The sequence below is a fragment of the Pseudomonas berkeleyensis genome, assembly GCF_014109765.1.
GTDB classification, from domain to species: domain Bacteria; phylum Pseudomonadota; class Gammaproteobacteria; order Pseudomonadales; family Pseudomonadaceae; genus Aquipseudomonas; species Aquipseudomonas berkeleyensis.
Map to the genome: position 1 here is coordinate 4,699,539 of NZ_CP059139.1, position 25,677 is coordinate 4,725,215.

Here is a 25,677-nt window from a genome sequence, read left to right on the forward strand (position 1 = left end):
TCTGATTGGCAAGGCTAGACGCCTATGGCGAAGGCAGCACTAGACATTAGTCTAATGCGCGCATTTTCCTGAAAATGCCTCTAGCCACCGAATTCTCTGGCCTGCAGCCAATGACAGGCACGCTACCGTAACGTGGCGCATTGCTTCGTGAGTTGACAGAGATCGGCCTCGCCTGCTTGAGCGCGCAGGGACGCGTCAAGCTCAGCCCCGACAGCGAACCGGCGCCATCATCCCGTGCGACTTGGCCCAGCAAAATGGCCACCTACGCCATATTCCCCAAGCATATGCTTGGCTATAATCCGGCGACTCACTTAGAAGGATTTGCCCGTGCACCGGCTCAGGACTGCCATCGGATTACTCGCCAGCCTACTGCTGATCGGCCTCGCTTTCCCGGCCACAGCGGCGGACAAGGCAGTCACGACGGCGAACTGGTCCTACCTGATCGATGCCAGCGCGCGCCTCGGCCTGGAAGAGATACGCGCCCAGCGCCAGCAGTTCAAACCGCTCAGCAAACAATCCTTCACCTTCCCCCCCAGCCAGCACGCCGTCTGGCTGCGCGCCGAACTGCCGGCCAATCAGCAACCCACCTGGCTCTGGGTGTTCTCCCCGCGGGTGCAGTACCTCGACTACTACCTGCTGCGAGACGGCCAGCTGGAGCAGAACCTGCACACGGGCGAAGCCATGCCGCTGGAGTCGCGACCGCTGCCATCGCGCTTCTACCTGATGCCGCTGCCCAACGACGGCCAGTCACGCGTGGCCTACGTCCGCCTCACCTCGAACCATCCGCTGATGACCTGGTTCAAGGTGATGGATCAGACCGAAGTGGTCAGCCTGGAAAAACCCGCCTACCTCTATGGCATGCTGTTCGGCGCGCTGCTGCTGTTGACCCTGTACAACCTCATCCGCTTCCTCTACAGCCGTAGCGCCAGTGGCCTGTGGCTGGCCGGCGTGAACATCGGCCTGGCGATCTGCTCGTCCGCCAACCTCGGCATCTTTGCTCAGTGGTTGCCGAGCCTTGGCTACAACCAATCGCTGATCGCGGATCTATCAGCCCTGTTCGCCGCCTTCAGCGGCCTGGCCTTCGGCCTGAGCTTCGTACGGGATACACCAGCCCAGCACAGCCCTCTCAATCGCCTGCTCCAAGGCAACGCCCTGCTGCTGCTGGCCTATGGCCTGTGCATCAGCATTACCGGACTGTTCTGGTTCAGCTCGCTGGTCTACCTGCTGGTGGCGCTGAGCACCCTGAATCTGCTGTTGGTATCCAGCCTGCACTGGCGCGCCGGGTATCAGCCTGCGCGACTGGTGGCCGTTGGCATGCTGGTATTCAACCTCGGTTTCGGCTTCTTCGTGCCGGTGCTGCTGGGTTTCGACCAGCTCAACCCGGGCTGGCTGGTGCTCGGCGTATTCAGCGTCGCCACTCTGGCCGGCCTGATCCTCAGCGTGTCGCTCACCGAGCGTCAACGGCAGATCCAGCGCGATACCCTGCACGAACGCACCGCGATGGCCGCCAGCAGCGCCGAGCTGCGGGCCAAGGCCGAGTTCCTGGCCAAGATCAGCCACGAAATTCGCACCCCTATGAATGGCGTACTGGGCATGACCGAACTGCTGCTAGGCACGCCGCTGTCGGCCAAGCAGCGCGACTACGTGCAGACCATCCACAGCTCGGGCAACGAGCTGCTCACCCTGATCAACGAGATTCTCGACATCTCCAAGCTGGAATCCGGGCAGATCGAGCTGGACGACGTGCAGTTCGATCTCGGCGCGCTGATCGAGGACTGCCTGGACATCTTCCGCGCCAAGGCCGAGCAGCAGAAGGTGGAACTGATCAGTTTCATCCAGCCGCAGGTGCCACGGGTCATCAGCGGCGACCCGACGCGCCTGCGCCAGGCGCTGCTGAGCCTGCTCGACAATGCCTTCAAACAGACCACCGAAGGCGAGATTCTGTTGGTCGCCGCACTCGACAGCAGCAGCGATCAGCATCGCCTGCGCATTGCCGTGCAAGACAGCGGCCGCCCACTGCCGCCGGAAGAGCGCGACGCGCTGCTCACCGCCGAACTGCAGAGCCGCGACTTCCTCGCTGCCACCCGCCTGGGCGGACGCCTCGGCCTGATCATCGCGCGCCAACTGGTACGCCTGATGGGTGGCGAATTCGGTATTCAAGGCAGTGGCAACCAGGGCACCACCTTGTGGCTGACCCTGCCATTGGACGCCGCACGCCTGGAACAACCGGAAGCCGATCTCGACAGCCCACTGCAGGGCGCCCGCCTGCTGGTGGTGGACGACAACGACACCTGCCGCAAGGTACTGGTGCAGCAGTGCAATGCCTGGGGCTTGCAGGTCAGCGCAGTGCCGTCCGGCAAGGAAGCCCTGGCCCTGCTGCGCACCAAGGCGCACATGCGCGAATACTTCGATGCCGTGCTGCTCGATCAGGACATGCCCGGCATGACCGGCATGCAACTGGCGGCGAAGATCAAGGAAGACCCGAGCCTCAACCACGACATCCTGATCATCATGCTTACCGGTATCAGCAACGCGCCGAGCAAGGTGATCGCGCGCAACGCCGGGATCAAGCGCATCCTGGCCAAACCGGTAGCCGGCTATACGCTCAAGACCACCCTCGCCGACGAACTGGCGCAGCGCCCCAACGATACGCCAGCGCAGGCCGCGCCGACGCCAGTCAGCACGCCACTGAACGTCCCGGTCGACTTCCGCATCCTGGTCGCCGAAGACAACAGCATCTCCACCAAAGTGATTCGCGGCATGCTCGGCAAGCTCAACCTGCAGCCCGATACCGCCAGCAATGGCGAGGAAGCCCTCAACGCGATGAAAGCGCAGCACTACGACCTGGTGCTGATGGACTGCGAAATGCCGGTGCTCGACGGTTTCTCTGCCACCGAGCAACTGCGCGCCTGGGAGGCCACCGAGAAGCGCCCACGCACCCCCGTGGTGGCCCTGACCGCGCATATTCTCAGCGAACATAAAGAGCGTGCCCGCGCAGTCGGCATGGACGGGCATATGTCCAAACCGGTGGAGCTGTCACAGCTGCGCGAGCTGATCGAACACTGGATCGCCGAGCGCGAACTGCGCCGCCAGCGTGACGCCCTGCCACATTGATGGTCTTCTAGTCTTTTTCTGCCTTCCTGCGAGCCTGCCGCCATGGCGTCCGATATGTTCAGCCTCTACCTGAAGATGCTGGTGCTCTATAGCCCCTTCTTCGTCCTGTCCTGCTTCATCGGCCTCAGTCGCGGCTACACCCTCAAGGAACGCAAACGCCTGGCCTGGAAGGTAGCACTGGCGACGCTGATCGCCAGCGTGCTGCTGTACCTGTTCGGCAAGCACATCTTCACCCTGTTCGGCATCACCATCGATGCGTTCCGCATCGGCGCAGGCTCGGTACTGTTCATCTCCGCACTCGGTATGGCCCAGGGCAAGTCGGCGGTGCAGAGCGACAACGTGCAGCAGGACGTCACCATCGTACCGCTGACCATTCCCATCACTGTCGGCCCCGGCACCATCGGTGCCCTGCTGCTGATGGGCGCCAGCCAGCCGCACTGGGACGACAAACTGGTGGCCGTGGCGGCGATCTTCCTCGCCAGCCTCACCGTCGGCATCGTGCTGTACCTGTCCAACCAGTTCGAGCGCCTGCTCGGCGACCAGGGCCTGCAGATCGTCAGCCGCTTGATGGGCCTGTTCGTCTGCGCCCTGGCGGCGCAGATCATCTTCACCGGGGTGAAGAACTACCTGGCGCTGTAAACGGACTCTCAGCCCGGCAGCAGTCCCTGCCAGCGCAGCAGCACCAGTAGCGCGCTGACGCTGAAGAAGGCCAGCACCGTGCAGCCCACCAGGGCGGCGGCGCAGCGTTCTTCAAGGCCGAAGCGCTGACCGAGGATGGGGAACACGCTCATCATCGGTGCACTGGTGAACAGCACGCCGGCGACCATCAGCATCGGATCGATACCCGGCACCAGGCTCAATGCGACGAACATCAGCAGCGGATGCAGGATCAGTTTGCCGATGGAGGTCTGCGCCAGATCCGCCGCCATGCCGCCGGTCTTCATGCCGTTGAGCGTGGCGCCGATGACGAACAGCGCCACCGGTGCAGAGGCGGCGGCCAGCATGTCGATGACCCGAGCAGGAACCGTCGGCAGGTGCAGTTCCAGCATCGACATCAGCAGGCCCAGCACGATGGCGATGATCAGCGGATTGCGCAGCAGGCGCAGCGCCGTTTCGCGCGCGACCGTCCAGCCCTGCCCACCCTGCCGGCCGGCTTCGGCGATGGCCAGTGCCAGAGGAATCATCACCAGGTTCTCCACCAGCATGCCCAACGCCATGGCCAGCGCCGCCGTTGGCCCGATCACCATGACCGCGATGGGGTAGCCGACGAAACCGCTGTTGGACACCGACATGCCCATTGCCAGGATGGCACTGTGCGACAACCCAAGCCCGCGCAAGCGCCGTGCTACCAGCAAACCGATACCGAAGAGGCTCAGCGATGCCAACGCAAAGGCCAGCAGATACGGCCAGTTGAGCACCTCGCTCAAACTGCGCTCGGCCAATGCCTTGAATACCAGCGAGGGCAAGGCGAAGTAGATGACGAAGGTGCCCATACCGCGCACCTGTTCACGATTGACCAGAGCGATTCGGGCCGAGAAAAAGCCCAGACCGATAAGGATGAAGATCGGTGCGGTAATGCTCAGAACCGCTAGCATGCCAGGCTCTCCACTTGTTCTTGGCGCAGTTGCGCGAGACGACTGCGAGTACGGGAAAAATCGCCGTGCGAGACACCTGCGCACAGCACATCGAGCGCGCTCTCGCTTTGCAGCCAGAGCTCACAACCACTGTCGTAAGCGATGTCGATGAAGTTGACCAGACGCTGTTGCTCATCCAGTGAACAGTACTTAAGCGGCGGCAGATCGCCGATGGCGATATGCGCAAAACGCTGGCATAGCTGCAGGTAGTCGCCGCTGGCCAATGGCTGCCGGCAGAGTGCTGAAAAATCCAGCCAAACCGTTCGCCTATCCATGCCGCGCAGTGTCAGAGCGCGGCGCTGTAGAAGCAACTGCGAAGTGGCCGGCACATGCGCCAGACGCGCCTCCAGCAGAGCCGCCGGGCCTTTCATATAGCGCCCCCAGTGCCGCGAACTGCAGGCGCGATAGTCGGGGCCAGCGTCCATCTGCAGTACCAGGCACCGCCGTTGCAACAGATCAGCGAAGGGCTTGAAGCGACTGTGATACAGCGGATTGGGACACAACTGCGCCGGCGCATAGTTGGAACTGAACAGCAGGATGCAGTCGCGCTCGATCAGCGGCTGCAACAGTCGCCCAAGCAGGATCGCATCACCAATGTCATGAACGTGAAATTCGTCGAGGTAAAGCAGGCGGGCTTCGCTGGTCAGTTCGTCGGCCACCCGCTGTAGCGGATCGGCATGGCCGGCAAACGCCAGCATGCGTTGCTGCACTTCCTGCAGCAACGCGTGAACATGTACGCGGCGCTTGCTGGCCACTGCTGCGGCCTCGAACAGCGCCGCCAGCAGCAAGCTCTTACCACGTCCGACGCCACCCCAGAGGTAGGCCCCGGCAGCAGGCCGGCGTCGCCAGGCAGACGGCCGAATGCGCGCCTGCAGCCAGCCGGCCAGGCGAGCGAGCATCCGTTGCTGCGAGTCATCCAGATGCAGGCCGCGCGCCTCGATCAGACGCACGGCCTGTGCATGCAACTCAGAAGTCAAAGAAGACCGTCTCAGCCTCTCCCTGGATGTGGATATCGAATCGATAGGCCGGTTTGCCATCCACTTCGCAACGCTTGGCGATCAGCGTCTCTCGGCGTTGCGGCTGCTCGATCAGGTTGAGTACCGGATCCTTGCCGTTGGCTTCGGCTTCGTCCTCGAAATACAAGCGGGTATTGAGGTGGATGTTGATGCCACGGGCGAACAGGGCGACGTTGATATGCGGCGCCATCGGCACGCCAGCGGCATTGTTCACCACACCGGGCTTGACCGTGTAGGCGAACCACTCGCTGCCAGCATCGAAGGTGGTGGCAGTACGACCGAAGCCATTGAAGGCCTTGCTCTGGTCGTAGTCCTCGTCGTAATGGCCCTGATGGTCGGCTTGCCACAGTTCGAGGAAGGCGTCGCGCACCAGGTGGCCATTGCCGTCATAGACGTGGCCGACCAGCACGATGTGCTCGCCCGGAGCTTCAGGGCGAGCCATCTGGTTCCAGATTTCCTGTTCGCGGGTCGGGTTACCGGCAGCGGCAAGAGCCAGGCCGATATGCACGTAGGGGCCGGCGGTCTGCGAGGGGGTTTCCGGCAGTAGTTCAACAGGCATGGTCTTCCTCCTATGAGCCTGCTCAGGATCTCGCGAGCTAGAGCCAGACAAGGCAAAAAGGGCTGAGGAAGCGCAGTTTACGAGTAGTAAATGAGCATTCCGAAGCCGTTTTTAACGCCGTCTAGCCGACGCGCAGCAGATCCTGGGCGGCTCATCAGTTGTTTTCGAAATGGGTTTTCCGCTGGCCACGCAGCACGATATCGAAGCGGTAGGCCAGGCAATCCATCGGATTGGCCGTGCTCATGTCGAGTTTGGCAATCAGCGTCTGCACAGCGTCCGGGTTGGCGATCGACTTGACGATCGGGCACAGCGGGATCAGCGGATCACCTTCGAAATACAGCTGGGTGATCAGACGCGTGGAAATCGACGGGCCATTGAGCGAGAAGTGGATGTGCGCTGGGCGCCAGTCGTTGGGGTTGTTGCGCCACGGATAGGGCCCGGGCTTGATGGTGCGGAAGATGTAGCGGCCTTCGCTGTCGGTCAGCGCACGGCCGACACCGCCGAAGTTGGGATCGAGCGGCGCCAGGTAGCGGTCGTTCTTGTGCCGGTAGCGGCCACCGGCGTTGGCCTGCCACATTTCCACCAGGGTATGCGGAATCGGCTTGCCGTACTGATCCATCACCCGACCGGAGACGATGATGCGCTCACCGATGGGCAGCCCACCGTTGTTGAAATTGAGCAGCAGATCATTGTCGTGCTCGGCGAACTTCAGGTGCGAGAAGTCCGGGCCGGTGGTCTCGGAAATCGACTGCGGGATACTCACCAACGCCTGACGAGGCGAGCGGGCGATGGATGTCTTGTAGTCGGGGGTGAAGGCTTTCGGATGCCAGTTGCGGTCGCGAATGGCAAAGCGACGGTTGTCCTCGGCAGGCATGCTGCACTCCTGTTATGGCTATTGTGGAGTTTTCCCAGGGTGCAGGTTCCCCAGGGAGTTGGCGCAGTCTCGGCCAAACCTGCCTGGATGAACATTGAAAAGACGCCGCCAACACATAACCAAATGGTTATGGAAAAGCGCCCTCGCGGTAGGCCTGCGCCACCTCGCGCAGCACATCGCAGAAGCGCTCTGCGGCGAGCGGCAAGCTGAGAGCGCCATTGCGGCAGATGCCCACCGAGCCACCGGGCTCGCGCACATGCAACTGCAGTTCGGCCAGCTCGCCACGCTGCACGTCCAGGCACACCGAGTCCTGCGGCGCGACCCATAGCGCGTCGCTACACAGCACGTAGCGTCGGCTGAGTGCCGGCGACAGGGTCTCCAGGCGCTGGCGCGAAGGCGTTACCCCGCATTGCACGAACAGACTGTCTGCGTGTTTGCGAATGGTGGTGCCCGCTGTCGGCAATACCAGCGGGTAATCGCCCAGCTGCCCCAGCGCTTCATCACCAGCGGCAAGCAACGGATGATCGGGGCGCACCACCAGGGTCATCGATTCGCTGTACAGATGCTCGAAGGTCAGGCCTTGGATATCCGGACTGTCGGTCATGCGGCCGATCACCAGATCCAGCTCGCCGACGCGCAACTGGCTCAGCAAGTAGGCTCCCGGCCCGGTGGCGACGCTGACCACCAGCGCCGAATGGCGCTCATGCAGGCGCCGCACCACCTCGGGAATCAGCAGGCTTTCCACCGTCGAGAGCACGCCAACGCGCACCTGCCCGGCCTCGTGCTCGCCTTCACGCAGGCTGTTCACCCCATCGCGCAACGCCTGCACGCAAGGGCCGGCGTAACGCATGAAGGCCACACCGGCAGCCGTCAGGCTGACACCGCTCTTGCCGCGCTCGAACAGACTGGCGGCTAGGATTTCTTCCAGCTCCTTGAGCGTCTTGGAAATCGCCGGCTGGCTGACCGCCAGCGCATCGGCTGCCTTGGCGAAGCTGCGTTGACGAGCGATTTCGAGAAAGCACAGCAAGTGGCGGAATTTGATTCGGGTGTCGATGTTCATCGCAGGCACCGGTGAGCAGATGCCGCGATGATGCCGCAAAGCACAGACACGGCACAGACAGCAATTGGCAGGTTCGCCACTTTGGTAGGACTTGGCTGACCGAGAAGCCAGCTCTATGCTGCACCTTTTTTGTGCGAGCCATGCCCCATGTCCGTGCCTGATCTGCTGCTGTTGGCCCTCGCCGGTTTCGCCGCTGGGGGCATGAATGCCCTGGCTGGCGGCGGCACCTTCTTCTCCTTCCCTGCGCTGCTCGCTGCCGGCCTGCCACCGGTTACCGCCAACGCCACCAACGCCGTGGCGTTGTGGCCGGCCAGCCTGGCTGGTGCCTGGGCTGCGCGAGCGTCGCTACGACCACTGGGCCGCTACCTGATTCCGCTGTTGCTGGCCGGCCTGGCCGGCGGCCTGCTCGGCGGCCTGTTGCTGCTGGCCGGGGGCGATGATGTGTTCCGCGTACTGATTCCCTGGCTGCTGCTCGCGGCCACCGCACTGTTCGCTGCCAGCCCCTGGCTGGGTCGTTGGCTGGCCGCACGCCGCAAAGTGTTCGAGCACCCGCCGCACACGCCACTGTCGCTGGGCGCACACATTGGCGTGTCGATCTACGGCGGCTACTTCGGTGCCGGCATGGGCATCCTGCAGCTCGCCGCGTTCTCCATCGAAGGCCACCCGCTGGCCCGCGCCAACGCCCTGAAGAACCTGATCTCCGCTGTGATCTACAGCATCGCCACGCTGACGTTCATCATCGCTGGCCGGGTCAGCTGGTACGAGCTGGCCATCCTGCTCACCGGCGCCACCATCGGCGGCTATGTCGGCGGCGCACTGGGCGAAAAACTGCCACCTGCGCTGCTGCGCAGCTTCGTTATCCTGGTCGGCAGCACGATGACCCTGTACTACTTCTGGAGCACCTATCTGGGATAGGCCGTAGGGTGTGGTGTGTTCAGCCGGGGGACATGGTAAACACCTGTCGGGAGACATGGGTAACAGGTTGATGATCATGTTGCCCGTTGCCTCAGGTCTATTTGACGCAGCGTTTTGCGGATGAATACCACATCGTAGACACCCTCTTCAGCGGTTGAGCGTATGGCGACCTTCTCTCCATACAGACCTCCGCTTACGAAGACGTTGAGCCCTTTGAAATACACCTGCCCGGTCTGACGTACGTTTACAACGTGATCTCCCGGTTCATATTCGATGGCTGGCAGTTGCTCCGGGTAGTTTCGTGGACTTGGCCGATAGCGCTCTATGGGCGGCCGTTGATCAAGTGCTTCATGCGGACGGTAATGGTTGTACTCGTCTCGCCAACGGCTCATCACTTGCTGACAATGCTGCAAGTCGCTGAACGCGCGATGCAGCACTTCGCGTTTGAGTGTCTGGTGGAAGCGCTCCAGCTTGCCCTGAGTCTGTGGATGATGAGGTCGGCTATGGCTGACTTCGATCCCCAGCCGCATCAGCCAAACCTCCAGCTTCGATAGCCCACCGGCAATATTCGAACCCCAAGGCGGCCCATTGTCGGCGGTGATACGCAGCGGCAAGCCGTACTGACGGAAAACCTCGATCAGATGTGGTTTGACCAGTTCCAGTCGCTCTCCCTGGCAGGCTTGCAAGCAGAGCGAAAAGCGCGAGTGATCGTCCAGCAGGGTCAAGGGATGACAACAAGGCGAACGGCGATCATTGAGGGGGACGTTACCCTTGAAGTCGATCTGCCAGAGGTCGTTCGGGTTGGGATGCTCGAAACGGCGGTTAGCCGGCGCTTGCGACTGTTCATTGTGGTAGAGGACGTGGCAATCGTAGCGCTTGAGGATTGCGTCGATGGTGCTGTGGTGAGGCGGATCAATAGCTGCAGTCATCAACAAGCTTCGCAGTTTGCGAGCGCCCCAATAGGGATAGCGGTGGTGCAATTGCACCACCGTTTGTTCCAGCTTCGGATCGCTACGCCCTGGACTGCTCAGAGGACGCCGAGATCGATCCTGCAAGCCTGCATCGCCTTGCTCACGGTACCGAGCCAGCCACTTGTAGCCAGTTCTGGGACTGATGCCATACCGCCGACAGAGCTCCCGCACATTACTTTGGGGCTGCCCCGCCAGCAGAACAAACTCTCGCCTTATCGACATAGTGCTTCGCTCCAGCCACGGCATCATTCGATCTCCCAATTCGATGAACACCGTAAGCCTAAATGCGTTACCTATGTCTCCCGACACCCGTTACCTATGTCCCCCGGCTGAACACTGTGTGTACCATCGCGGTTTTGTTGGTGCGCACAGCGCACCCTACGCAGGGCCCAACCCCGAAGCACATTCCCGGGCCTGCTGATTTGCCCGAGTGGCGCGGCTCTGCTAGTGTCGCGCCCGTTCCAGAATCAGCGAGAACCCGCACCATGGCCCGCAAGAAAGCCGCTCCCGACTTCGAACACTCCCTCGCCGAGTTACAGACTCTGGTCGAGCGCCTGGAGAGCGGCGAGCTGTCGCTGGAAGACTCCCTGACTGCCTTCGAGCAGGGCATCGGCCTGACCCGTGAATGCCAGGCAGCACTGGCTCAGGCCGAGCAGAAGGTGCAGATTCTGCTGGAGCGCGACGGTGAATTGCAGGCAGCGCCCTTCGACACGGACGAACCCGCATGATTGCGGCGTACCAGAAGCGCTGCCAGACCCGCGTCGATACCGCCCTGGAACAGCTGTTCCAAGCACCGCGCACAGAACTCGAACGGCTCTACCAGGCCATGCGCTACAGCGTCATGAATGGCGGCAAGCGCGTACGCCCGCTGCTGGTCTACGCCGCCTGCGAAACCCTCGAAGGTGATCTCGAGCGTGCCGACGGTGCAGCCTGCGCAGTAGAACTGATTCATGCCTATTCGCTGGTGCATGACGACCTGCCGGCGATGGACGACGACGACCTGCGCCGTGGCCAGCCGACCACGCACAAGGCCTTCGACGAAGCCAGCGCAATCCTCGCTGGCGATGCGCTGCAAAGCCTGGCGTTCGAGGTACTCGCCGACCGCCGCCGCAACCCGCAGGATGCGGAAGTCCGCCTGCAGATGATCGAACTGCTGAGCCGTGCGGCAGGCCCTGCCGGCATGGTCGGCGGCCAGGCCATCGACCTCGGCTCAGTCGGTCTGCAACTCGACCAGCAAGCGCTGGAAGTCATGCACCGGCACAAGACCGGCGCCTTGATCGAGGCCAGCGTGGCGCTCGGTGCCCTGGCCAGCGGCAGCACCGACGAACTGGCGCGCAAGGCCCTGCTGCAATACGCCCGCGCCATCGGCCTGGCCTTCCAGGTTCAGGACGACATCCTCGACGTGGAGAGCGACACCGCCACCCTGGGCAAGACCCAGGGCAAGGACGAAGCCCACGACAAACCCACCTACCCCGCCCTGCTCGGCCTCGACGCTGCCAAGGACTACGCCCTGGAACTGCGCGACCAGGCCCTGCACGTGCTGCGCCCGTTCGGCAACAGCGCCGAACCGCTGCGCGAGCTGGCCCGCTACATCGTCGAGCGGCGCAGCTGATCAATCCATGAAGCGAGCCCTCGCCTTGCTCGTCCTGCTCAGCGCCAGCCATGCCTGGGGCATGGACGGGCAAGGCAACTCGACCGACCACTTCACCGTGGGCAGCAGCCTCAGTACCGCCGGCATCACCGCCTCCACCAGCAATACACTGCAGCCCTACCAGAGCGCCCGTGAAGATGCCCTGGCCTACGTCGCCTCGGCCGGCGACATTCGTGGCGCACGGCTGGAAAGCGCGCTGCGGCAGTACCGCCGCGACCAGCCAGATGCAGATAGCAGCGACATGCAGGTCGCACTGGCCATCGCCTCGTTGCGCTGAATCGGCTCGGGCGCCCCTGAAAACCTAGGCGATGCAGCTAGGCCGCTCTTGTGGGAGCGGCTTCAGCCGCGATGGCCGGCCTGCTCCATCATTGTCATCTATGACCGCATGATCGCCGCATAAGGCTTGCTTTACCCGCGCGCCCAGCCACCTAAGATGGCTCTATAACGACAAGACGTCCGGAGCCGCCATGCCCTTCCCCGCCCTGCTGATCGCCAACCGTGGCGAGATCGCCATTCGCATCGCCCAGGCCTGCGCCGACCTCGGCATCCGCAGCGTCGCGGTATTCGCCGAGGACGACAGCGCCTGCCTGCACACGCGCAAGGCCGACCTGGCCGTGGCGCTGGTCGGTCGCGGTGTCGCCGCCTATCTGGACATGGATCAGCTTATCGCCATCGCCCGTGAACAGGGCTGCACGGCCATCCACCCCGGCTACGGTTTTCTCGCCGAGAACGCCGAATTCGCCCGCCGTTGTCAGGACGCCGGACTGACCTTCGTCGGCCCGACGCCCGAGACGCTGCAACTGTTCGGCGACAAGGCCGCCGCCCGCGATCTCGCCGAGCGCTGCGAGGTACCGCTGGTGCCCGGCATCAACCGGCCAGTGACGCTGGAGCAGGCAAGCGCCTTTCTCGCCGAACACCGCAGCGTGATGCTCAAGGCCCTGGCCGGCGGCGGCGGGCGCGGCATGCGCGCGGTGGATGATCCGGCGCAACTGGCCGAGGCTTTCGCCCGCTGCTCCTCCGAGGCCCAGGGCGCCTTCGGCAGTGGCGCGCTGTACGTGGAAAAGCGTGTGCGCCGCGCCCGACATATCGAAGTGCAGGTGCTCGGTGACGGCAGCGGCGCGGTCAGCCACCTGTGGGAGCGCGACTGCAGCCTGCAACGCCGCCACCAGAAGCTGGTGGAGATCGCGCCCAGCCCCGATCTGGATGCAGCCACTCGTGACGCGATCATCGCCAGCGCCCTGCGCCTGGCGGCCGAGGTGCAGTATCGCGGCATCGGCACCTTCGAGTTTCTGCTCGACCTCGACCAGCCGGGGCGCTTCTACTTCATGGAAGCCAACCCGCGCGTGCAGGTGGAGCACACCGTCACCGAGCAGGTCACCGGCGTCGACCTGCTGCACACGCAACTGCACCTGGTCGCCGGCAGCAGCCTGGCCGAACTGAAGCTGCTCACACCCCCCGCGACCAACGGCTATGCCGTGCAGGTGCGCCTGAATCTGGAAACCCTGCTCGCCGACGGTACGGCGCGCCCGGCCGCCGGCGTGCTCACGGCCTACCAGCCGCCCTCCGCTCCCGGTCTGCGCGTGGATGGCTGCGGTTATGCTGGTTACGCCGTCAGCCCGGCCTACGATTCACTGATCGCCAAGCTGATCGCCAGCGCCAACGACTACCCCAGCGCCCTGCGCCGTGCCTACCGGGGGCTGTGCGAGTTTCGCCTCGATGGTGTGGCGAGCAACCTGCATCTGCTGCAGAACCTGTTGCAGCGCGACGAGGTGATCGCCAATCGGGTCGACACCACCTACGTCGAGCGCCATCTGGACGCTTTGCTGGCCGCCCGTGAGCAGGCCCATCCACATCGCTACTTCGCTGCTGACGCCGCGTTGCACAGCGCCAAGGCCACTGTCGACGCGCCGCCTGGCACACTGGCCCTGAGCGCCCCCAGCGCTGGTGTGCTGGTCAGCCTGGAGGTAGCCGAGGGCGATGCCGTAGCCGCCGGCCAGCGCATCGCCGTGCTGGAAGCGATGAAGATGGAATTCGAGGTCAAGGCCGAGCACAGCGGCATCGTCCGCGCGCTGGCCGTGGCACCCGGTGACGCCATCGGCGAGGGCCAGGCGCTGGCGTTCCTGCAGCCGGCCGAGGTGGATGGCCTCGCCGAGCACGGCGAGCAGGCGGTCGACCTGGCGCATATCCGCGCCGATCTGGCCGAAGTGCTCGAGCGCCATGCGCGCCTGACCGATGCACGCCGCCCCGAAGCCGTGGCGAAAAGGCGCAAGACCGGCCAACGCACGGTGCGGGAAAACCTCGCCGACCTGCTCGATGCAGACAGCTTTATCGAATACGGCGCCATGGCCCTGGCCGCCCAGCGCCGCCGACGTTCGCCCGAGGAGCTGCTGGAACTGAGCCCGGCCGACGGCCTGGTCGCCGGCATCGGCACGGTGAACGCCATGAGCTTCGGAACCGAGGCCGCGCGCTGCATGGCCATCGCCTATGACTACACGGTATTCGCCGGCACCCAGGGCGTGATGAACCACAAGAAGACCGACCGCATGCTGGCCCTGGCCGAGCAATGGCGCCTGCCGGTGGTGCTGTTCGCCGAAGGCGGCGGCGGCCGACCGGGCGATACCGATTTCGTCGGCGTGGCCGGGCTGGACTGCCACACCTTCGTTGCCATGGCCAAGCTCTCCGGCCTGGTGCCGACGGTGGGCGTGGTCTCCGGCCGCTGCTTCGCCGGCAACGCCGCGCTGCTCGGCTGCTGTGACGTGATCATCGCCACCCGCAATGCGAGCATCGGTATGGCTGGCCCGGCGATGATCGAAGGTGGCGGCCTGGGCAGTTTCACCCCCGAGCAGGTCGGCCCGACCAGTGTGCAAGGCCCCAACGGGGTGATCGACGTGCTGGTCGAAAACGAGGCCGAAGCGGTCGCCGTGGCCAAGCAATACCTGGGTTATTTCCAGGGCCCGCTCAGCGACTGGCAGTGCAGCGATGCCCGCGAGCTGCGCCATGTGATCCCGGAAAACCGCCTGCGCGTATACGACATCCGCCAGGTGATCGAACTACTCGCCGACAACGGCAGCGTGCTGGAACTGCGCCGCCAGTTCGCTCCCGGCCTGATCACCGCGCTGATCCGCATCGAAGGCAAACCGTTCGGCCTGATCGCCAACAACCCCGCGCACCTGGGTGGCGCCATCGATGCCGTGGCCGGCGACAAGGCCGCACGCTTCCTGCAACTGTGCGAGGCGCATGACCTGCCCATCATCTCGCTGTGCGACACCCCCGGCTTCATGGTCGGCCCGCAAGCCGAGCAACAGGCCACGGTGCGCCACGTCTCGCGCCTGTTCGTCACTGCCGCCAGCCTCACGGTGCCGTTCTTCACCCTGGTGCTGCGCAAGGGCTACGGCCTCGGCGCCCAGGCCATGGCGGCCGGCAGCTTCCATTCGCCGCTGTTCACCGCCGCCTGGCCCAGTGGCGAATTCGGCGCCATGGGGCTGGAGGGCGCGGTGCGCCTGGGCTTCGCCAAGGAGCTGGCGGCACAGCCGGACGAGGCAGCACGCCAGGCGCTGCTCGACAAGCTGGTGGCCAAGGCCTACGAAAATGGCAAGGCGCTGAACATGGCCAGCTATCTTGAGATCGACGCCGTGATCGACCCCGCCGACAGCCGTGCCTGGCTGCTGCGCGGCCTCAATGCGGCGCCGCGTCCGCCCCGGCGCGACGGCAAGAAACGTCCCTTCATCGACACCTGGTAAGGACATCTCCATGCATATCGATCACCGCCTGCTCGCCGTCAACGGCATCGAACTCAGCCTGTACAGCGCCGGCGCCGAGCACGGCAAGCCAGTGTGGCTGCTGCATGGTTTTCCCGAATGCTGGTACGCCTGGCACCCGCAGATCGAGGCGCTGGCCGCCGCCGGCTACCGGGTGTTCGCCCCGGAGATGCGCGGCTATGGCGCCAGCAGCGCGCCGGCCGATCCGGCGGCCTATGACCTGCTCACCCTCTGTGGCGATATCCAGGCCGCCATGGACATGCTCGGTCAGCACAAGGTGGCGGTGGTCGGCCACGACTGGGGCGCACCGGTGGCCTGGCACCTGGCGTTGCTGGAGCCCGAGCGGGTTAAGGCGCTCGGCGCGCTGTCGGTGCCCTTCGGCGGCCGACCCAAACGCCCGGCCATCGAGATGATGCGCGAGGCCTACGCCGGGCGCTTCCACTACATCCTGTATTTCCAGCAACCGGGGCTGGCCGAAGCCGAGCTGGACGAAGATATCGGCCGCAGCCTGCGTCTGCTGCTTGGCGGCCTCGGAGATGCCCTGTTGGCAGCGGACAAACCGGCTGGTGCGCGGCTGTTCGATGGCATGCCTGATGACCTGCCACTGCCGACCTGGTGCAGCGAGGCGATGTTCGCCCACTACCTGCGCACCTTCGAGCGCCACGGTTTTCGCGGCGCGCTGAACTGGTACCGCAACTTCGAACGCAACTGGCAGCGCACCGAGCATCTGGCCGGGCTGCAGGTGATGCAGCCAACGCTGTTCTTGCTCGGCGAGAACGACCCGGTGGGCCGCTTCGAGGCGCCAACGCTGAAACGCATGGGCGACAAGGTGCCGCACCTGGAACGCCACGACCTGGCCGGAGCAGGCCACTGGCTGCAGGCCGAATGCGGCGCACGGGTCAGCGCCCTGCTGCTGGATTTCCTCGCACGCAACTACCGGTAACGCCGATGTGGTCAGCAGATTGGGCTGTTTTCCTGGCATCAGGTAAACTGCCGCATCTTTTACACCTATAACGATTCGCCTGATGCCGACCACTTTCCACGAGATCCCCCGCGAGCGCCCGTTGACGCCGCTGCTCGACAGCGCCAACACGCCGGACGAACTGCGCCGCCTGGCCGAAGCGGACCTGGAAACCCTCGCTGACGAACTGCGCCAATACCTGCTCTACAGCGTTGGCCAGAGCGGCGGGCACTTCGGTGCCGGCCTCGGCGTGATCGAGCTGACCATCGCCCTGCACTACGTCTTCGACACCCCCGATGACCGCCTGGTGTGGGACGTCGGCCACCAGGCCTACCCGCACAAGATTCTCACCGGTCGTCGCGAGCGCATGGGCAGCCTGCGCCAGAAGGACGGCCTGGCCGCCTTCCCGCGCCGTAGCGAGAGCGAGTACGACACCTTCGGCGTCGGCCACTCCAGCACCAGCATCAGCGCGGCCCTTGGCATGGCCATCGCCGCCCGCCTGAAGGGCGAGAAGCGCAAGAGCGTGGCGGTGATCGGCGACGGCGCACTGACCGCCGGCATGGCCTTCGAGGCGCTGAACCACGCCACCGACGTCGGCGCCAATATGCTGGTGATCCTCAACGACAACGACATGTCGATCTCCAAGAATGTCGGCGGGCTGTCCAACTACCTGGCCAAGATCATCTCCAGCCGCACCTACGCCAGCATGCGCGAGGGCAGCAAGAAGATCCTCTCGCGCCTGCCTGGCGCCTGGGAAATCGCACGCAAGGTCGAGGAACACGCCAAGGGCATGCTGGTACCCGGCACCCTGTTCGAGGAGCTGGGCTGGAACTACGTCGGCCCCATCGACGGCCACGACCTGCCCACCCTGCTCGCCACCCTGCGCAACATGCGCGACCTCGACGGCCCGCAGTTCCTGCATGTGGTGACCAAGAAGGGCAAGGGCTTCGCACCCGCCGAGGTCGACCCCATCGGCTACCACGCCATCACCAAGCTGGAACCGGTCACGCCAGTCGCGGCACCGAAGAAGCCTTCCGGCCCGAAATACTCCAACGTGTTCGGCCAGTGGCTGTGCGACATGGCCGAGCAGGACGCGCGCCTGGTCGGTATCACTCCGGCAATGAAGGAAGGCTCGGATCTGGTGGCGTTCAGCGAGCGCTTCCCCGAGCGTTACTTCGACGTGGCGATTGCCGAGCAGCATGCCGTCACCCTCGCCGCCGGCATGGCCTGCGAAGGTGCCAAGCCGGTGGTGGCGATCTACTCAACCTTCCTCCAGCGCGCCTATGACCAGCTGATCCACGACGTCGCCGTGCAGCACCTCGACGTGCTGTTCGCCATCGACCGCGCCGGCCTGGTTGGCGAAGACGGCCCGACCCACGCCGGCAGCTTCGACCTCTCCTACCTGCGCTGCATCCCCGGCATGCTGGTGATGACGCCGAGCGACGAGAACGAGATGCGCCGCATGCTCACTACCGGCCACCTGTTCGACGGCCCGGCAGCGGTGCGCTACCCGCGCGGCAGCGGCCCCAATGCGCCGCTCGATGCAGGCCTCGAACCGCTGGAGATCGGCAAGGCCGTGGTACGCCGCCAGGGCAATGGCGTCGCCCTGCTGGCCTTCGGCGTGCAACTGGCCGAAGCCCTGCGCGTAGGCGAAACGCTGGACGCCACGGTGGTCGACATGCGCTTCGTCAAACCGCTGGACGAAGCACTGCTGCGCGAGCTGGCCGGCAACCACGAACTGCTGGTGACCATCGAGGAAAACGCGGTGATGGGCGGTGCCGGCAGCGCGGTCAGCGAATTCTTCGCCGCCGAGAACCGCCAGGTGCCGATGCTGCACCTGGGTCTACCGGACTACTACGTCGAGCACGCCAAACCGAGCCAGATGCTTGCCGAGTGCGGTCTCGACGAAGCCGGCATCGAACGCGCGGTGCGTCAACGCCTGAGCCTGCTGCAGGCCTGAGCATGAGCCTGGCTCATCGCCGGATGAGCCAGGCTTGCTTGTCATTCATAGCTGCGCGCACTAAGGTTCGCCCACTTCATGTTCCGCCTGGGTGCGCTGCGCAAGCGGCGTGAAACGGGAAGTCGGTGCGCTCGTCATGAGCAATCCCGGCGCTGCCCCCGCAACGGTAATCGACTGCAAGCGCTGAGCTTGCGCCACGTCCAAACGGCCACTGGGGCAACCTGGGAAGGCGGACGTGGGTCGAGAGCCCGGAGACCGGCCAAGGCGGTGCGACTGGTGTTGCGGAGGGCAGCACGGTCAAGCGCCGCCCTGCGCGCTTGCTCCTGCCCTCCTCGAACGTCTGCCGACCTTTGAGGAAAGAGAATGAAACTATCCCGTCTAGCCCTGGCCATTACTCTGGCGCCCTGCGCCGCACTCGCTGAAACCGTCCCTTCGCTCGATCAGGCACTGAAACTGTCCGACACGGTCATCAGCGCCAACCGCGAAGTACAGCTGCGCAGCAAAAGCAGTGTCGCTACCAGCGTGTTCACCCGCGAAGACATCGAACGCCTGCAACCCTCCAGCGTCATCGACCTACTGAACCGTGTACCCGGCGTACAGGTCACCAGTTCCGGCGGCCGTGGCAGCCTCTCCAGCCTGTTCATCCGCGGCACCAAGACAGCACAGAACGTCGTACTAGTCGACGGTCAACGGATTTCCGATGCGTCCAGCGGCAGCCATTTCCTCGAACACCTCAGCATCCACCAGATCGAACGGGTGGAAGTCCTGCGCGGCTCGCGGGCAACCCTCTACGGCGCCGACGCCATCGGCGGTGTCGTACAAATTTTCACCCGCCGCGCCAGTGCTGGACAACGCCAGGCCAGTCTTAGTCTGGGCTACGGCAGCCGTGGTACCTGGGAACGTGCGGCCAGCCTGGCCCTAGCCAACGAAAGTACCCGTTTCAATCTCAGTAGCAGCTCCTCGGATACCCACGGTATCGACCGCAGCACCCACGCCTCGACCTACGACAACGATCACGATGCCTACCGCAAGAACGGCCTGAGCCTGAACCTCGCCCACGACCTCAACGACGATCTGCAGCTCGGTCTGAGCCTGCTGGAGCAAAGCGGCGAGGTCGAGTTCGACAACGAGCCACTCTTTGGTCTGCACCCCTACAGTGACTTCCGTATCAGCAGCCAGTCGTTCTACGCTGATGCGCGCCTGGCCGAACAATGGAAAAGTCGTCTGGAACTCGGCCACAGCGAGAACCGTTACAAGACCCGCGCCGACGATACCGACAACACCCGCCACAACTACACCTACCGCGACTCGGCATCCTGGCTGAACACCCTGTCCCTGGGCGAACACAACCAGCTACTGCTCGGTGTCGACTGGCTCGAAGACACCCTGCACAGCAACAACGCCTACACCCGGGCTTCACGCTGGAATCGCGGACTGTTCCTCCAGCACCACTACCGTGGCGAGAACGTCTCCACCGAGCTGGGCGCTCGGCATGACAAGAACCAACAGTTTGGCGGTAATAGCACCTACAACGCCGCATTGACCTGGCACCTGAACCCGAACAACGACCTCATCCTGTCCTACGCCGAAGCATTCCGCGCGCCCAGCTTCCAGGATATCTACGCCCCCATGGGCTGGGGCGCCAACCCCGATCTCAAACCGGAAGAGTCGAAAAGCTACGAGCTGCAATGGCGCAGTCAACTGACTGACAGCACCCTCCTGGAAGCCTCGCTCTATCGCAGCAAGATCCGCAATGCCATCGTCGCCGACGGCAACTGGGTCATGCAGAACCTCGATAGCGCACGGGTAAACGGCTTCGAAGCAAGCCTGGAACAACGCCTGGGCGACTGGCAGGCCGCACTGGGTCTGAGCCTGATCGACCCACGCGACGCCGACAGCGGTCATACCCTGAATCGCCGTGCGCGCCGTACCCTCAGCGTGGATCTCGACCGCGCCTTCGGCGCCTTCACTGTTGGCACGACCTGGCAAACCGTCAGCAGCAGCTATGACGATGTCGGCAACCAACGGGAACTGGCTGGCTACGGGCTGCTGGGCTTGCGCGGCAGTTGGCAGGCCACGACAGAGATTCTGGTCTCAGCGAAGATCGACAACCTGCTGGACAAGGACTACAGCCGTGCCCAGTACGGCGTTGGCTTTCCTGCCGAGTACCACGACTACCGCGAAGAAGGCCGCTCCGGCCTGCTTAGCGTCACCTGGACACCGGAGTTCTAAAGTCATGTCGATCAGCTCGTAGGGCGTACTCGCAAAGCAGTACGCCGTCCTGCAGGGTACGCCGCGCGCACAGTCTGGACACACTACCGCGCCCCAGCCATCCGCTCACACAACTGCTCGATGGCTCCCAGCATCTGCCGACTGGGCCGCTCCAGGCCCTTGTCCGGCACAGCCCAAACCTGGCCCATACGTACTGCATGTAGCTGCGGCCAGGCTTGCCAGGCGCTCAGCTCGGCATTGCTGCCGCCGAGAATCACGTCCGGGTCACGTGCCAGCACGGCCTCGACGCTGACCTGCGGTGCCGGCTGTGGCAAATCAGCGAACAGGTTACGCGCCCCGCACACCTGCAAGGCATCACCGATCAGTTGCTCGCCACCGATGGTGTACAGCGGCTGGTGCCAGATCTGGTAGAACACCGTCAGGGGCTGCTCACGCCGGTAGCGCTGGCGCAGCGCGTCCAGCTCGGTACGAAACTCGCTTGCCAGCCGCTCGCCCTGCTCCGCACGGCCGATACGTCCGGCAATGCTGACGAACGCATCGCCAAGCTGATCGAGACGACGCGGTTCGACGATCAACAAGGGAATACCGAAACGCTGCAACTGCGCCTGCTGCGCCGGCGGCACGCTGCCCGGGGCGATCAGGATCAGATCTGGCGCCAACTGCAGCAGGCGTTCGAACTCCAGCTGACCATAGCGGCCGACCGTAGGCAGGTGCGCCAGCTTGGCGGGACGCTCATCCCCTTCGAGCACGCCGACCAGCAGGTCGGCGGCATCCAGGTCGAGCATGATTTCGCTGAGCGAAGGCGCCAGGCTGATTACCCGCTCCGCTGCTGACAGCGGCAACGCCAGCAGGCAAAGCGCGAAGAGCAGCGCGCGCATCAACCCAACTGGCGGGGAATGCGGTAGAGGCTGTGCAACACGATGGACGACAGCGCCAGCAATACCAGGGGAATCGCTTCGAGGCCGGCCAGCACCGCCAAGGCAGCGATCCAGGCCGGTAGCGCCGCACCGAGCAATGCACGCAGGCGCACGCGATCCAGCTCCAGCCAGGCGGCGGGTTCCTCGTCACTGTCGAGAGCTTGCTGGGTGGCGATCAGGGCGTGTTTGTAGGCGGAGAACAGCGGCAGGCTGACGAACATCGAGGCCAGGCCGGCAATGAACATCGGCATGCTCATGACCGTGTGGCCGCCACCGCCGAATAGCAGGTTGAAGACCAGCAGCGGCGCCAGGGCCACAGCCAGGTGACGCCACCAGAGCAGCGCCAGCCGGCGTTTCACCTGACCGCGGGTCACAGGCGTTCCTCGGCCTCGCCCTGATGCTGGTTGCCCAGCATGTGACCGAGCTTACCGGCCTTGGTGGCGAGATAACGCTTGTTGTAGGGGTTATGCGCGATCTGCAGTGGCACACGATGATCCACGGTGATGCCCATATCACCGAGGGCTTTGACCTTGCGCGGGTTGTTGGTCATCAGCTTGAGGCTGTGGATACCCAGGTGTTCGAGCATCGGCAGGCAGATGGCGTAGTCACGCTGGTCGGCACCGAACCCCAGGCGCTCGTTGGCTTCCACGGTATCGGCACCACCGTCCTGCAGCTCATAGGCGCGGATCTTGTTCAGCAAGCCGATGCCACGGCCTTCCTGGCGCAGGTACAGCAGCACGCCACGGCCTTCGTTGGCGATGGCCTGCAACGCCGCCTGCAATTGCGCGCCGCAGTCGCAGCGCAGGCTGAACAGGGCGTCGCCGGTCAGGCATTCGGAATGCAGACGCCCCAGCACCGGAGCACCGTCGGCGACGTTGCCGAAGGTCAGGGCGACATGTTCCTTGCCAGTGGCCTCATCGAGGAAACCGTGCATGGTAAACACACCGAAGGGCGTGGGCAGTTGGGAGGCGGCGACGAACACGACGGACACCGGATACTCCTAGCAATGAGTACGAAACAGGGCCGGCATTGTATCAGCAGCCCCCGCAGGCAAGTCAGTCAGAATTGCCGATCATCAGTATCGAAACGGTCAATGGCAGTTTCAGAGCTTGGATTCGAGCACCAACATCCCCTGCTCCTCGCGCCAACCCACCCGGCTCAGGAAGCTCATTCCGAGCAGCGCCTCGTGCGGCGCGCCACCTTCGAGCACCACAGCTTCGACACCGAGCACCTCGAGGTCGCCGATCTTGACCCGGTCAAGCATCACCCGCCAGCCGCGGGCAACACCGTTGGCGGTGTTGACCTGCAACGGTCTGCCACTGACTCGGTAATCGATCCCCAGGCGCTTGGCATGAGCATCGTTGAGCGCCACCGACGTGGCACCAGTGTCGACCAGGAACTGCACGGTCTGGCCATTGACCGAACCGGCCACCCAATAGTGACCGCCAATACCCTTGGCGATACTCAAACGCTTCCTCTGCGGCTCGGCGAAACCGGCACTGTATTCGCGGCTGAGCGGATAGACGCGCTCGACACCGTCGACGCGCAGTACCGCCCCCTGCTTGTCGACGCTGACCACCTGCACGCCACCCGGGCCGCTATCGCCGACGCGCACCAGCTTGCGCTGACCATCGACGTTGATCACCGCCGCACCGGGAAAAAGGCCGACCACCTGTACCTGCGAAGCGGCCCAGGCCAAGCACGCAGACAACAGCAACAGGCCGGCAAGACAGTGACGAAGCAGCATGAAAGGCAGTCTCCCGGCTCAATCGAAGGGGTAAGGTTGGTGCCAGCGGGCGAAGACCGGCCGCAGCTCGCCACTGACGATCAACGCCGCCATGCGTCGATCATAGAGCTCGGCCAGTGCACGACCACGCGGCGTATCGGCGAAACCGAGATACAGCGGCAACTGCATCAGCTCCGTGGATCGATACTGCTGCGGCTTGTCGGCCAGGCTCAGCACGTAGTCGACCTCGGGGCGGGCATCGATATAGAAATCCGCATGGCCCAGGTCGAGCATGCCGAGAATACCGCTGCGTCGCTGCACTTCCCGGTAGTCGCGCACATTCGGCAGATATTCCTCGTAGCCGTAGCCACGCACCCAGACCAGCCGATACTGGCTCAGGCTGTCCAATGTCGGCACCGGCTTGTCCTTGAGGCTAAGCGCGACAATCTGATCCATATCGTAGGGGTGCGTCGGGTAGAGCACGTTGCCCTCGACCTCGTCGCGGTAGGAGCCCACCCAGGCATCGGCCTCATCACGTTGAACCAGGCCGACCGCACGCGTATAGGGCACGCTGTGGATACTCAGGCTGACGCCCGCCGGCTCGAACACCTTGCGCATGACGTCCCACCCCAGGCCTGTACCATCGGCCTCGGTGTAGCCCTCCCAGACCTCGCTGGCCAGGCGTATCTCGCCCGGCAGCTGCCCCTGAATCTGTGCGCCCGCGAATGCGCTCCACATCCAGAACACGGCGAGGCACCAACGTATCATCCGCATGCCTGCTCCTTAGAACCCCAGCCCAGCTCCATATCTGGCCCACCCCCAGACCACACCCTGCATGGCCAGCCAGGCAAAGACCCCAGCAAGGATGTCATCGAGCATGATGCCGACGCCGCCATGCACATGGCGGTCGATCCAGCGAATCGGCCAGGGTTTGACGATGTCGAACAGACGAAACATGAGGAAGCCTAGCAGCAACCAGACCCAGCCCTCGGGCACCAGCCACAGGGTGATCCACATACCGACCATCTCGTCCCAAACGATGCCTTCGTGATCGTGCACGCGCAGGTCGTCGGCGACCTTGCCGCACAGCCAGAAGCCGAACAGCATGGTCACGCCGAGCATCAGCCAGTACCCCCAGTCGGGCAGCATCTGCCACAGCGGCACGAACGGCAGCGCCACCAGCGAACCCCAGGTACCGGGCGCCTTGGGCAAGGTACCGGAGCCGAAACCAAAGGCGATGAAATGCCAGGGGTTGCGCCATACCGAGGGCGGTACGTATTCGGCGGGAACCTGGTTGGGGTGATCGGTCACGCGCATTCCGTCCTGTCAGAAGTGTTGATAGCCGCCACGAGGCGGATCGATAAGCTGGCCGCTCGCATCGAGCAACTGCACGCCACTGCCCGCCAGCACCCTGCCGATGACCCGCACCTCAGGCCAGTCACCCTGGAGTTCGGGGAGTAACGCTGGCGGTAGGGTAAAGGCCAGGCGGTAGTCGTCGCCACCACCGAGCGCGCAGAGCCGCGCCTGATCCTCACCGGCGAACGCTCGCAACGGTGCGGACAGCGGTATCCGCTCCAGCTCGATCTGCAGGGCTACCTGCGAGGAATGGGCGATATGCCCGCAGTCGGCGAGCAGGCCATCGGAAATGTCCAGCGCTGCCGTGGCCCGCCCGCGCAAGGCCTGGCCCAGGGCCAGCTGTGGTTGCGGCAACCAGTAGCGTGCCAGCAGCGCTTCGCTGATATCGGCAGCAGCTTCGCGCTGCCCCAATACCAGCGGCAGGGCACCCGCCGCGTCGCCGAGCTCGCCACCGACGCAGAGCAGATCACCAACCCGCGCGCCACTACGCAACAGCGCCTGCCCGGCAGGCACGCGCCCGAACACGGTCAGCGTCAGGCTCAGCGGGCCGCGCGTGGTATCACCGCCGACCAGCGCCAGCGAGCAATTCTGCGCCATCAGCTGCAGGCCACGGGCGAACTCGGCCAACCAGGTTTCACTGGCACTCGGCAAGGTCAGAGCGAGGGTAAAGGCCAACGGCGTAGCGCCCATGGCAGCCAGATCACTGGCGGAGACAGCCAGCGCACGCTGACCGAGAAGAAAGGCATCGCAGGATTCGGGGAAATGCACTCCGGTGACCAGCGTGTCGGTGGACACCGCCAGCTGCTCGCCTGCCGGCACCGCCAGTAACGCGCAGTCATCGCCGATACCGCGAACCACGCCGTCGCCACCCTGGGCACAGGGCGCAGCGGCGAAGTATCGGCGGATCAGCTCGAACTCACCCATGGGCAAGTGACAATCTGCTGCGTGTCGGCCCTGCATAAAAGAGACAGGG

At 64.3% G+C, this 25,677-nt stretch carries 23 protein-coding genes and 1 riboswitch; of the genes, 10 read left to right on the plus strand and 13 right to left on the minus strand.

Annotated elements, in window-relative coordinates; translation table 11 throughout:
* The first annotated feature begins 327 nt into the window (after positions 1-327).
* Positions 328-3,114, plus strand: coding sequence for a hybrid sensor histidine kinase/response regulator (locus HS968_RS21770; protein ID WP_182368655.1), 2,787 nt, complete (start codon positions 328-330; stop codon positions 3,112-3,114).
* 42 nt (positions 3,115-3,156) lie between these two features.
* Positions 3,157-3,753: a MarC family protein gene (locus HS968_RS21775; RefSeq protein WP_119694437.1), complete on the plus strand. Its 597-nt coding sequence runs from the start codon at positions 3,157-3,159 to the stop codon at positions 3,751-3,753.
* Positions 3,754-3,761: 8 nt separating this feature from the next.
* On the opposite strand, the gene HS968_RS21780 is transcribed toward HS968_RS21775, so the two are convergent.
* From HS968_RS21780 to pcaQ, 5 genes are all read right to left on the minus strand, one after another.
* Positions 3,762-4,709 (minus strand): AEC family transporter, encoded by a 948-nt coding sequence (locus tag HS968_RS21780; RefSeq protein WP_119694436.1) that lies wholly within the window; start codon positions 4,707-4,709, stop codon positions 3,762-3,764.
* Positions 4,703-5,725, minus strand: a complete 1,023-nt coding sequence (zapE, locus tag HS968_RS21785; RefSeq protein WP_238338873.1) for a cell division protein ZapE — start codon at positions 5,723-5,725, stop codon at positions 4,703-4,705. Before zapE ends, HS968_RS21780 begins: the two co-directional genes overlap by 7 nt.
* Positions 5,715-6,323: a protocatechuate 3,4-dioxygenase subunit alpha gene (gene pcaG, locus HS968_RS21790; protein ID WP_182368656.1), complete on the minus strand. Its 609-nt coding sequence runs from the start codon at positions 6,321-6,323 to the stop codon at positions 5,715-5,717. The genes zapE and pcaG overlap by 11 nt, the downstream gene beginning before the upstream one ends.
* A 154-nt stretch (positions 6,324-6,477) precedes the next feature.
* Positions 6,478-7,197, minus strand: coding sequence for a protocatechuate 3,4-dioxygenase subunit beta (pcaH, locus tag HS968_RS21795; RefSeq protein ID WP_119694433.1), 720 nt, complete (start codon positions 7,195-7,197; stop codon positions 6,478-6,480).
* Positions 7,198-7,324: 127 nt separating this feature from the next.
* Positions 7,325-8,257, minus strand: a complete 933-nt coding sequence (gene pcaQ, locus HS968_RS21800) for a pca operon transcription factor PcaQ (RefSeq protein ID WP_182368657.1) — start codon at positions 8,255-8,257, stop codon at positions 7,325-7,327.
* Between the two features lie 147 nt (positions 8,258-8,404).
* On the opposite strand from pcaQ, the gene HS968_RS21805 reads away from it, so the two are divergent.
* On the plus strand, positions 8,405-9,172 hold the full coding sequence (locus HS968_RS21805) for a sulfite exporter TauE/SafE family protein (protein WP_179572145.1): 768 nt from the start codon (positions 8,405-8,407) through the stop codon (positions 9,170-9,172).
* A 74-nt stretch (positions 9,173-9,246) separates the two neighbouring features.
* Here HS968_RS21805 and HS968_RS21810 read toward each other — a convergent pair whose 3' ends face one another.
* The gene (locus tag HS968_RS21810; RefSeq protein ID WP_182371612.1) at positions 9,247-10,389 is read right to left on the minus strand and encodes an IS481 family transposase; all 1,143 of its coding nucleotides are present in this window, start codon (positions 10,387-10,389) and stop codon (positions 9,247-9,249) included.
* 239 nt (positions 10,390-10,628) lie between these two features.
* Between HS968_RS21810 and HS968_RS21815 the strand changes: the two genes are divergently transcribed.
* From HS968_RS21815 to HS968_RS21845, 7 genes are all read left to right on the plus strand, one after another.
* On the plus strand, positions 10,629-10,871 hold the full coding sequence (locus HS968_RS21815) for an exodeoxyribonuclease VII small subunit (protein WP_074682510.1): 243 nt from the start codon (positions 10,629-10,631) through the stop codon (positions 10,869-10,871).
* A complete protein-coding gene (locus HS968_RS21820) occupies positions 10,868-11,755 on the plus strand; it encodes a polyprenyl synthetase family protein (RefSeq protein ID WP_182368658.1) in 888 nt (295 codons plus the stop codon). Before HS968_RS21815 ends, HS968_RS21820 begins: the two co-directional genes overlap by 4 nt.
* A gap of 7 nt (positions 11,756-11,762) precedes the next feature.
* Positions 11,763-12,071: a DUF2388 domain-containing protein gene (locus HS968_RS21825; protein WP_182368659.1), complete on the plus strand. Its 309-nt coding sequence runs from the start codon at positions 11,763-11,765 to the stop codon at positions 12,069-12,071.
* 190 nt (positions 12,072-12,261) lie between these two features.
* Positions 12,262-15,534 carry an acetyl-CoA carboxylase family protein gene (locus tag HS968_RS21830; protein WP_182368660.1) on the plus strand — a complete coding sequence of 1,091 codons (3,273 nt, stop codon included), beginning with the start codon at positions 12,262-12,264 and terminating at the stop codon, positions 15,532-15,534.
* Between the two features lie 10 nt (positions 15,535-15,544).
* The gene (locus tag HS968_RS21835; RefSeq protein WP_182368661.1) at positions 15,545-16,495 is read left to right on the plus strand and encodes an alpha/beta fold hydrolase; all 951 of its coding nucleotides are present in this window, start codon (positions 15,545-15,547) and stop codon (positions 16,493-16,495) included.
* Positions 16,496-16,577: 82 nt separating this feature from the next.
* The gene (dxs, locus tag HS968_RS21840; protein WP_182368662.1) at positions 16,578-18,473 is read left to right on the plus strand and encodes a 1-deoxy-D-xylulose-5-phosphate synthase; all 1,896 of its coding nucleotides are present in this window, start codon (positions 16,578-16,580) and stop codon (positions 18,471-18,473) included.
* 72 nt (positions 18,474-18,545) lie between these two features.
* Positions 18,546-18,751, plus strand: a riboswitch (cobalamin riboswitch).
* Positions 18,752-18,836: 85 nt separating this feature from the next.
* The gene (locus HS968_RS21845) at positions 18,837-20,705 is read left to right on the plus strand and encodes a TonB-dependent receptor plug domain-containing protein (protein ID WP_182368663.1); all 1,869 of its coding nucleotides are present in this window, start codon (positions 18,837-18,839) and stop codon (positions 20,703-20,705) included.
* Positions 20,706-20,788: 83 nt separating this feature from the next.
* Here the strand turns inward: HS968_RS21845 and HS968_RS21850 are convergent, their stop codons facing one another.
* From HS968_RS21850 to thiL, 7 genes are all read right to left on the minus strand, one after another.
* Positions 20,789-21,583, minus strand: a complete 795-nt coding sequence (locus tag HS968_RS21850) for a cobalamin-binding protein (RefSeq protein WP_182368664.1) — start codon at positions 21,581-21,583, stop codon at positions 20,789-20,791.
* Positions 21,583-21,996 carry an MFS transporter gene (locus HS968_RS21855; RefSeq protein ID WP_182368666.1) on the minus strand — a complete coding sequence of 138 codons (414 nt, stop codon included), beginning with the start codon at positions 21,994-21,996 and terminating at the stop codon, positions 21,583-21,585. Before HS968_RS21855 ends, HS968_RS21850 begins: the two co-directional genes overlap by 1 nt.
* The gene (ribA, locus tag HS968_RS21860) at positions 21,993-22,613 is read right to left on the minus strand and encodes a GTP cyclohydrolase II (RefSeq protein ID WP_182368667.1); all 621 of its coding nucleotides are present in this window, start codon (positions 22,611-22,613) and stop codon (positions 21,993-21,995) included. The genes HS968_RS21855 and ribA overlap by 4 nt, the downstream gene beginning before the upstream one ends.
* Before the next feature lie 111 nt (positions 22,614-22,724).
* Positions 22,725-23,369 (minus strand): TIGR02281 family clan AA aspartic protease, encoded by a 645-nt coding sequence (locus HS968_RS21865; RefSeq protein ID WP_182368668.1) that lies wholly within the window; start codon positions 23,367-23,369, stop codon positions 22,725-22,727.
* A gap of 18 nt (positions 23,370-23,387) precedes the next feature.
* On the minus strand, positions 23,388-24,122 hold the full coding sequence (locus HS968_RS21870) for a substrate-binding periplasmic protein (protein ID WP_182368669.1): 735 nt from the start codon (positions 24,120-24,122) through the stop codon (positions 23,388-23,390).
* Between the two features lie 9 nt (positions 24,123-24,131).
* Positions 24,132-24,659, minus strand: a complete 528-nt coding sequence (locus HS968_RS21875; RefSeq protein ID WP_119694629.1) for a phosphatidylglycerophosphatase A family protein — start codon at positions 24,657-24,659, stop codon at positions 24,132-24,134.
* A 15-nt stretch (positions 24,660-24,674) separates the two neighbouring features.
* Positions 24,675-25,628, minus strand: a complete 954-nt coding sequence (thiL, locus tag HS968_RS21880) for a thiamine-phosphate kinase (RefSeq protein WP_182368671.1) — start codon at positions 25,626-25,628, stop codon at positions 24,675-24,677.
* Positions 25,629-25,677: the final 49 nt, after the last annotated feature.

Bases quoted from the DNA above. Each gene is read 5' to 3' on its own strand.
- HS968_RS21775 (WP_119694437.1), top strand. From the start codon at position 3,157: ATGGCGTCCGATATGTTCAGCCTCTACCTGAAGATGCTGGTGCTCTAT.
- HS968_RS21780 (WP_119694436.1), bottom strand. From the start codon at position 4,709: ATGCTAGCGGTTCTGAGCATTACCGCACCGATCTTCATCCTTATCGGT.
- pcaG (WP_182368656.1), bottom strand. From the start codon at position 6,323: ATGCCTGTTGAACTACTGCCGGAAACCCCCTCGCAGACCGCCGGCCCC.
- pcaH (WP_119694433.1), bottom strand. From the start codon at position 7,197: ATGCCTGCCGAGGACAACCGTCGCTTTGCCATTCGCGACCGCAACTGG.
- pcaQ (WP_182368657.1), bottom strand. From the start codon at position 8,257: ATGAACATCGACACCCGAATCAAATTCCGCCACTTGCTGTGCTTTCTC.
- HS968_RS21805 (WP_179572145.1), top strand. From the start codon at position 8,405: ATGTCCGTGCCTGATCTGCTGCTGTTGGCCCTCGCCGGTTTCGCCGCT.
- HS968_RS21810 (WP_182371612.1), bottom strand. From the start codon at position 10,389: ATGCCGTGGCTGGAGCGAAGCACTATGTCGATAAGGCGAGAGTTTGTT.
- HS968_RS21815 (WP_074682510.1), top strand. From the start codon at position 10,629: ATGGCCCGCAAGAAAGCCGCTCCCGACTTCGAACACTCCCTCGCCGAG.
- HS968_RS21820 (WP_182368658.1), top strand. From the start codon at position 10,868: ATGATTGCGGCGTACCAGAAGCGCTGCCAGACCCGCGTCGATACCGCC.
- HS968_RS21825 (WP_182368659.1), top strand. From the start codon at position 11,763: ATGAAGCGAGCCCTCGCCTTGCTCGTCCTGCTCAGCGCCAGCCATGCC.
- HS968_RS21830 (WP_182368660.1), top strand. From the start codon at position 12,262: ATGCCCTTCCCCGCCCTGCTGATCGCCAACCGTGGCGAGATCGCCATT.
- HS968_RS21835 (WP_182368661.1), top strand. From the start codon at position 15,545: ATGCATATCGATCACCGCCTGCTCGCCGTCAACGGCATCGAACTCAGC.
- dxs (WP_182368662.1), top strand. From the start codon at position 16,578: ATGCCGACCACTTTCCACGAGATCCCCCGCGAGCGCCCGTTGACGCCG.
- HS968_RS21845 (WP_182368663.1), top strand. From the start codon at position 18,837: ATGAAACTATCCCGTCTAGCCCTGGCCATTACTCTGGCGCCCTGCGCC.
- HS968_RS21850 (WP_182368664.1), bottom strand. From the start codon at position 21,583: ATGCGCGCGCTGCTCTTCGCGCTTTGCCTGCTGGCGTTGCCGCTGTCA.
- HS968_RS21865 (WP_182368668.1), bottom strand. From the start codon at position 23,369: ATGCTGCTTCGTCACTGTCTTGCCGGCCTGTTGCTGTTGTCTGCGTGC.
- HS968_RS21870 (WP_182368669.1), bottom strand. From the start codon at position 24,122: ATGCGGATGATACGTTGGTGCCTCGCCGTGTTCTGGATGTGGAGCGCA.
- thiL (WP_182368671.1), bottom strand. From the start codon at position 25,628: ATGGGTGAGTTCGAGCTGATCCGCCGATACTTCGCCGCTGCGCCCTGT.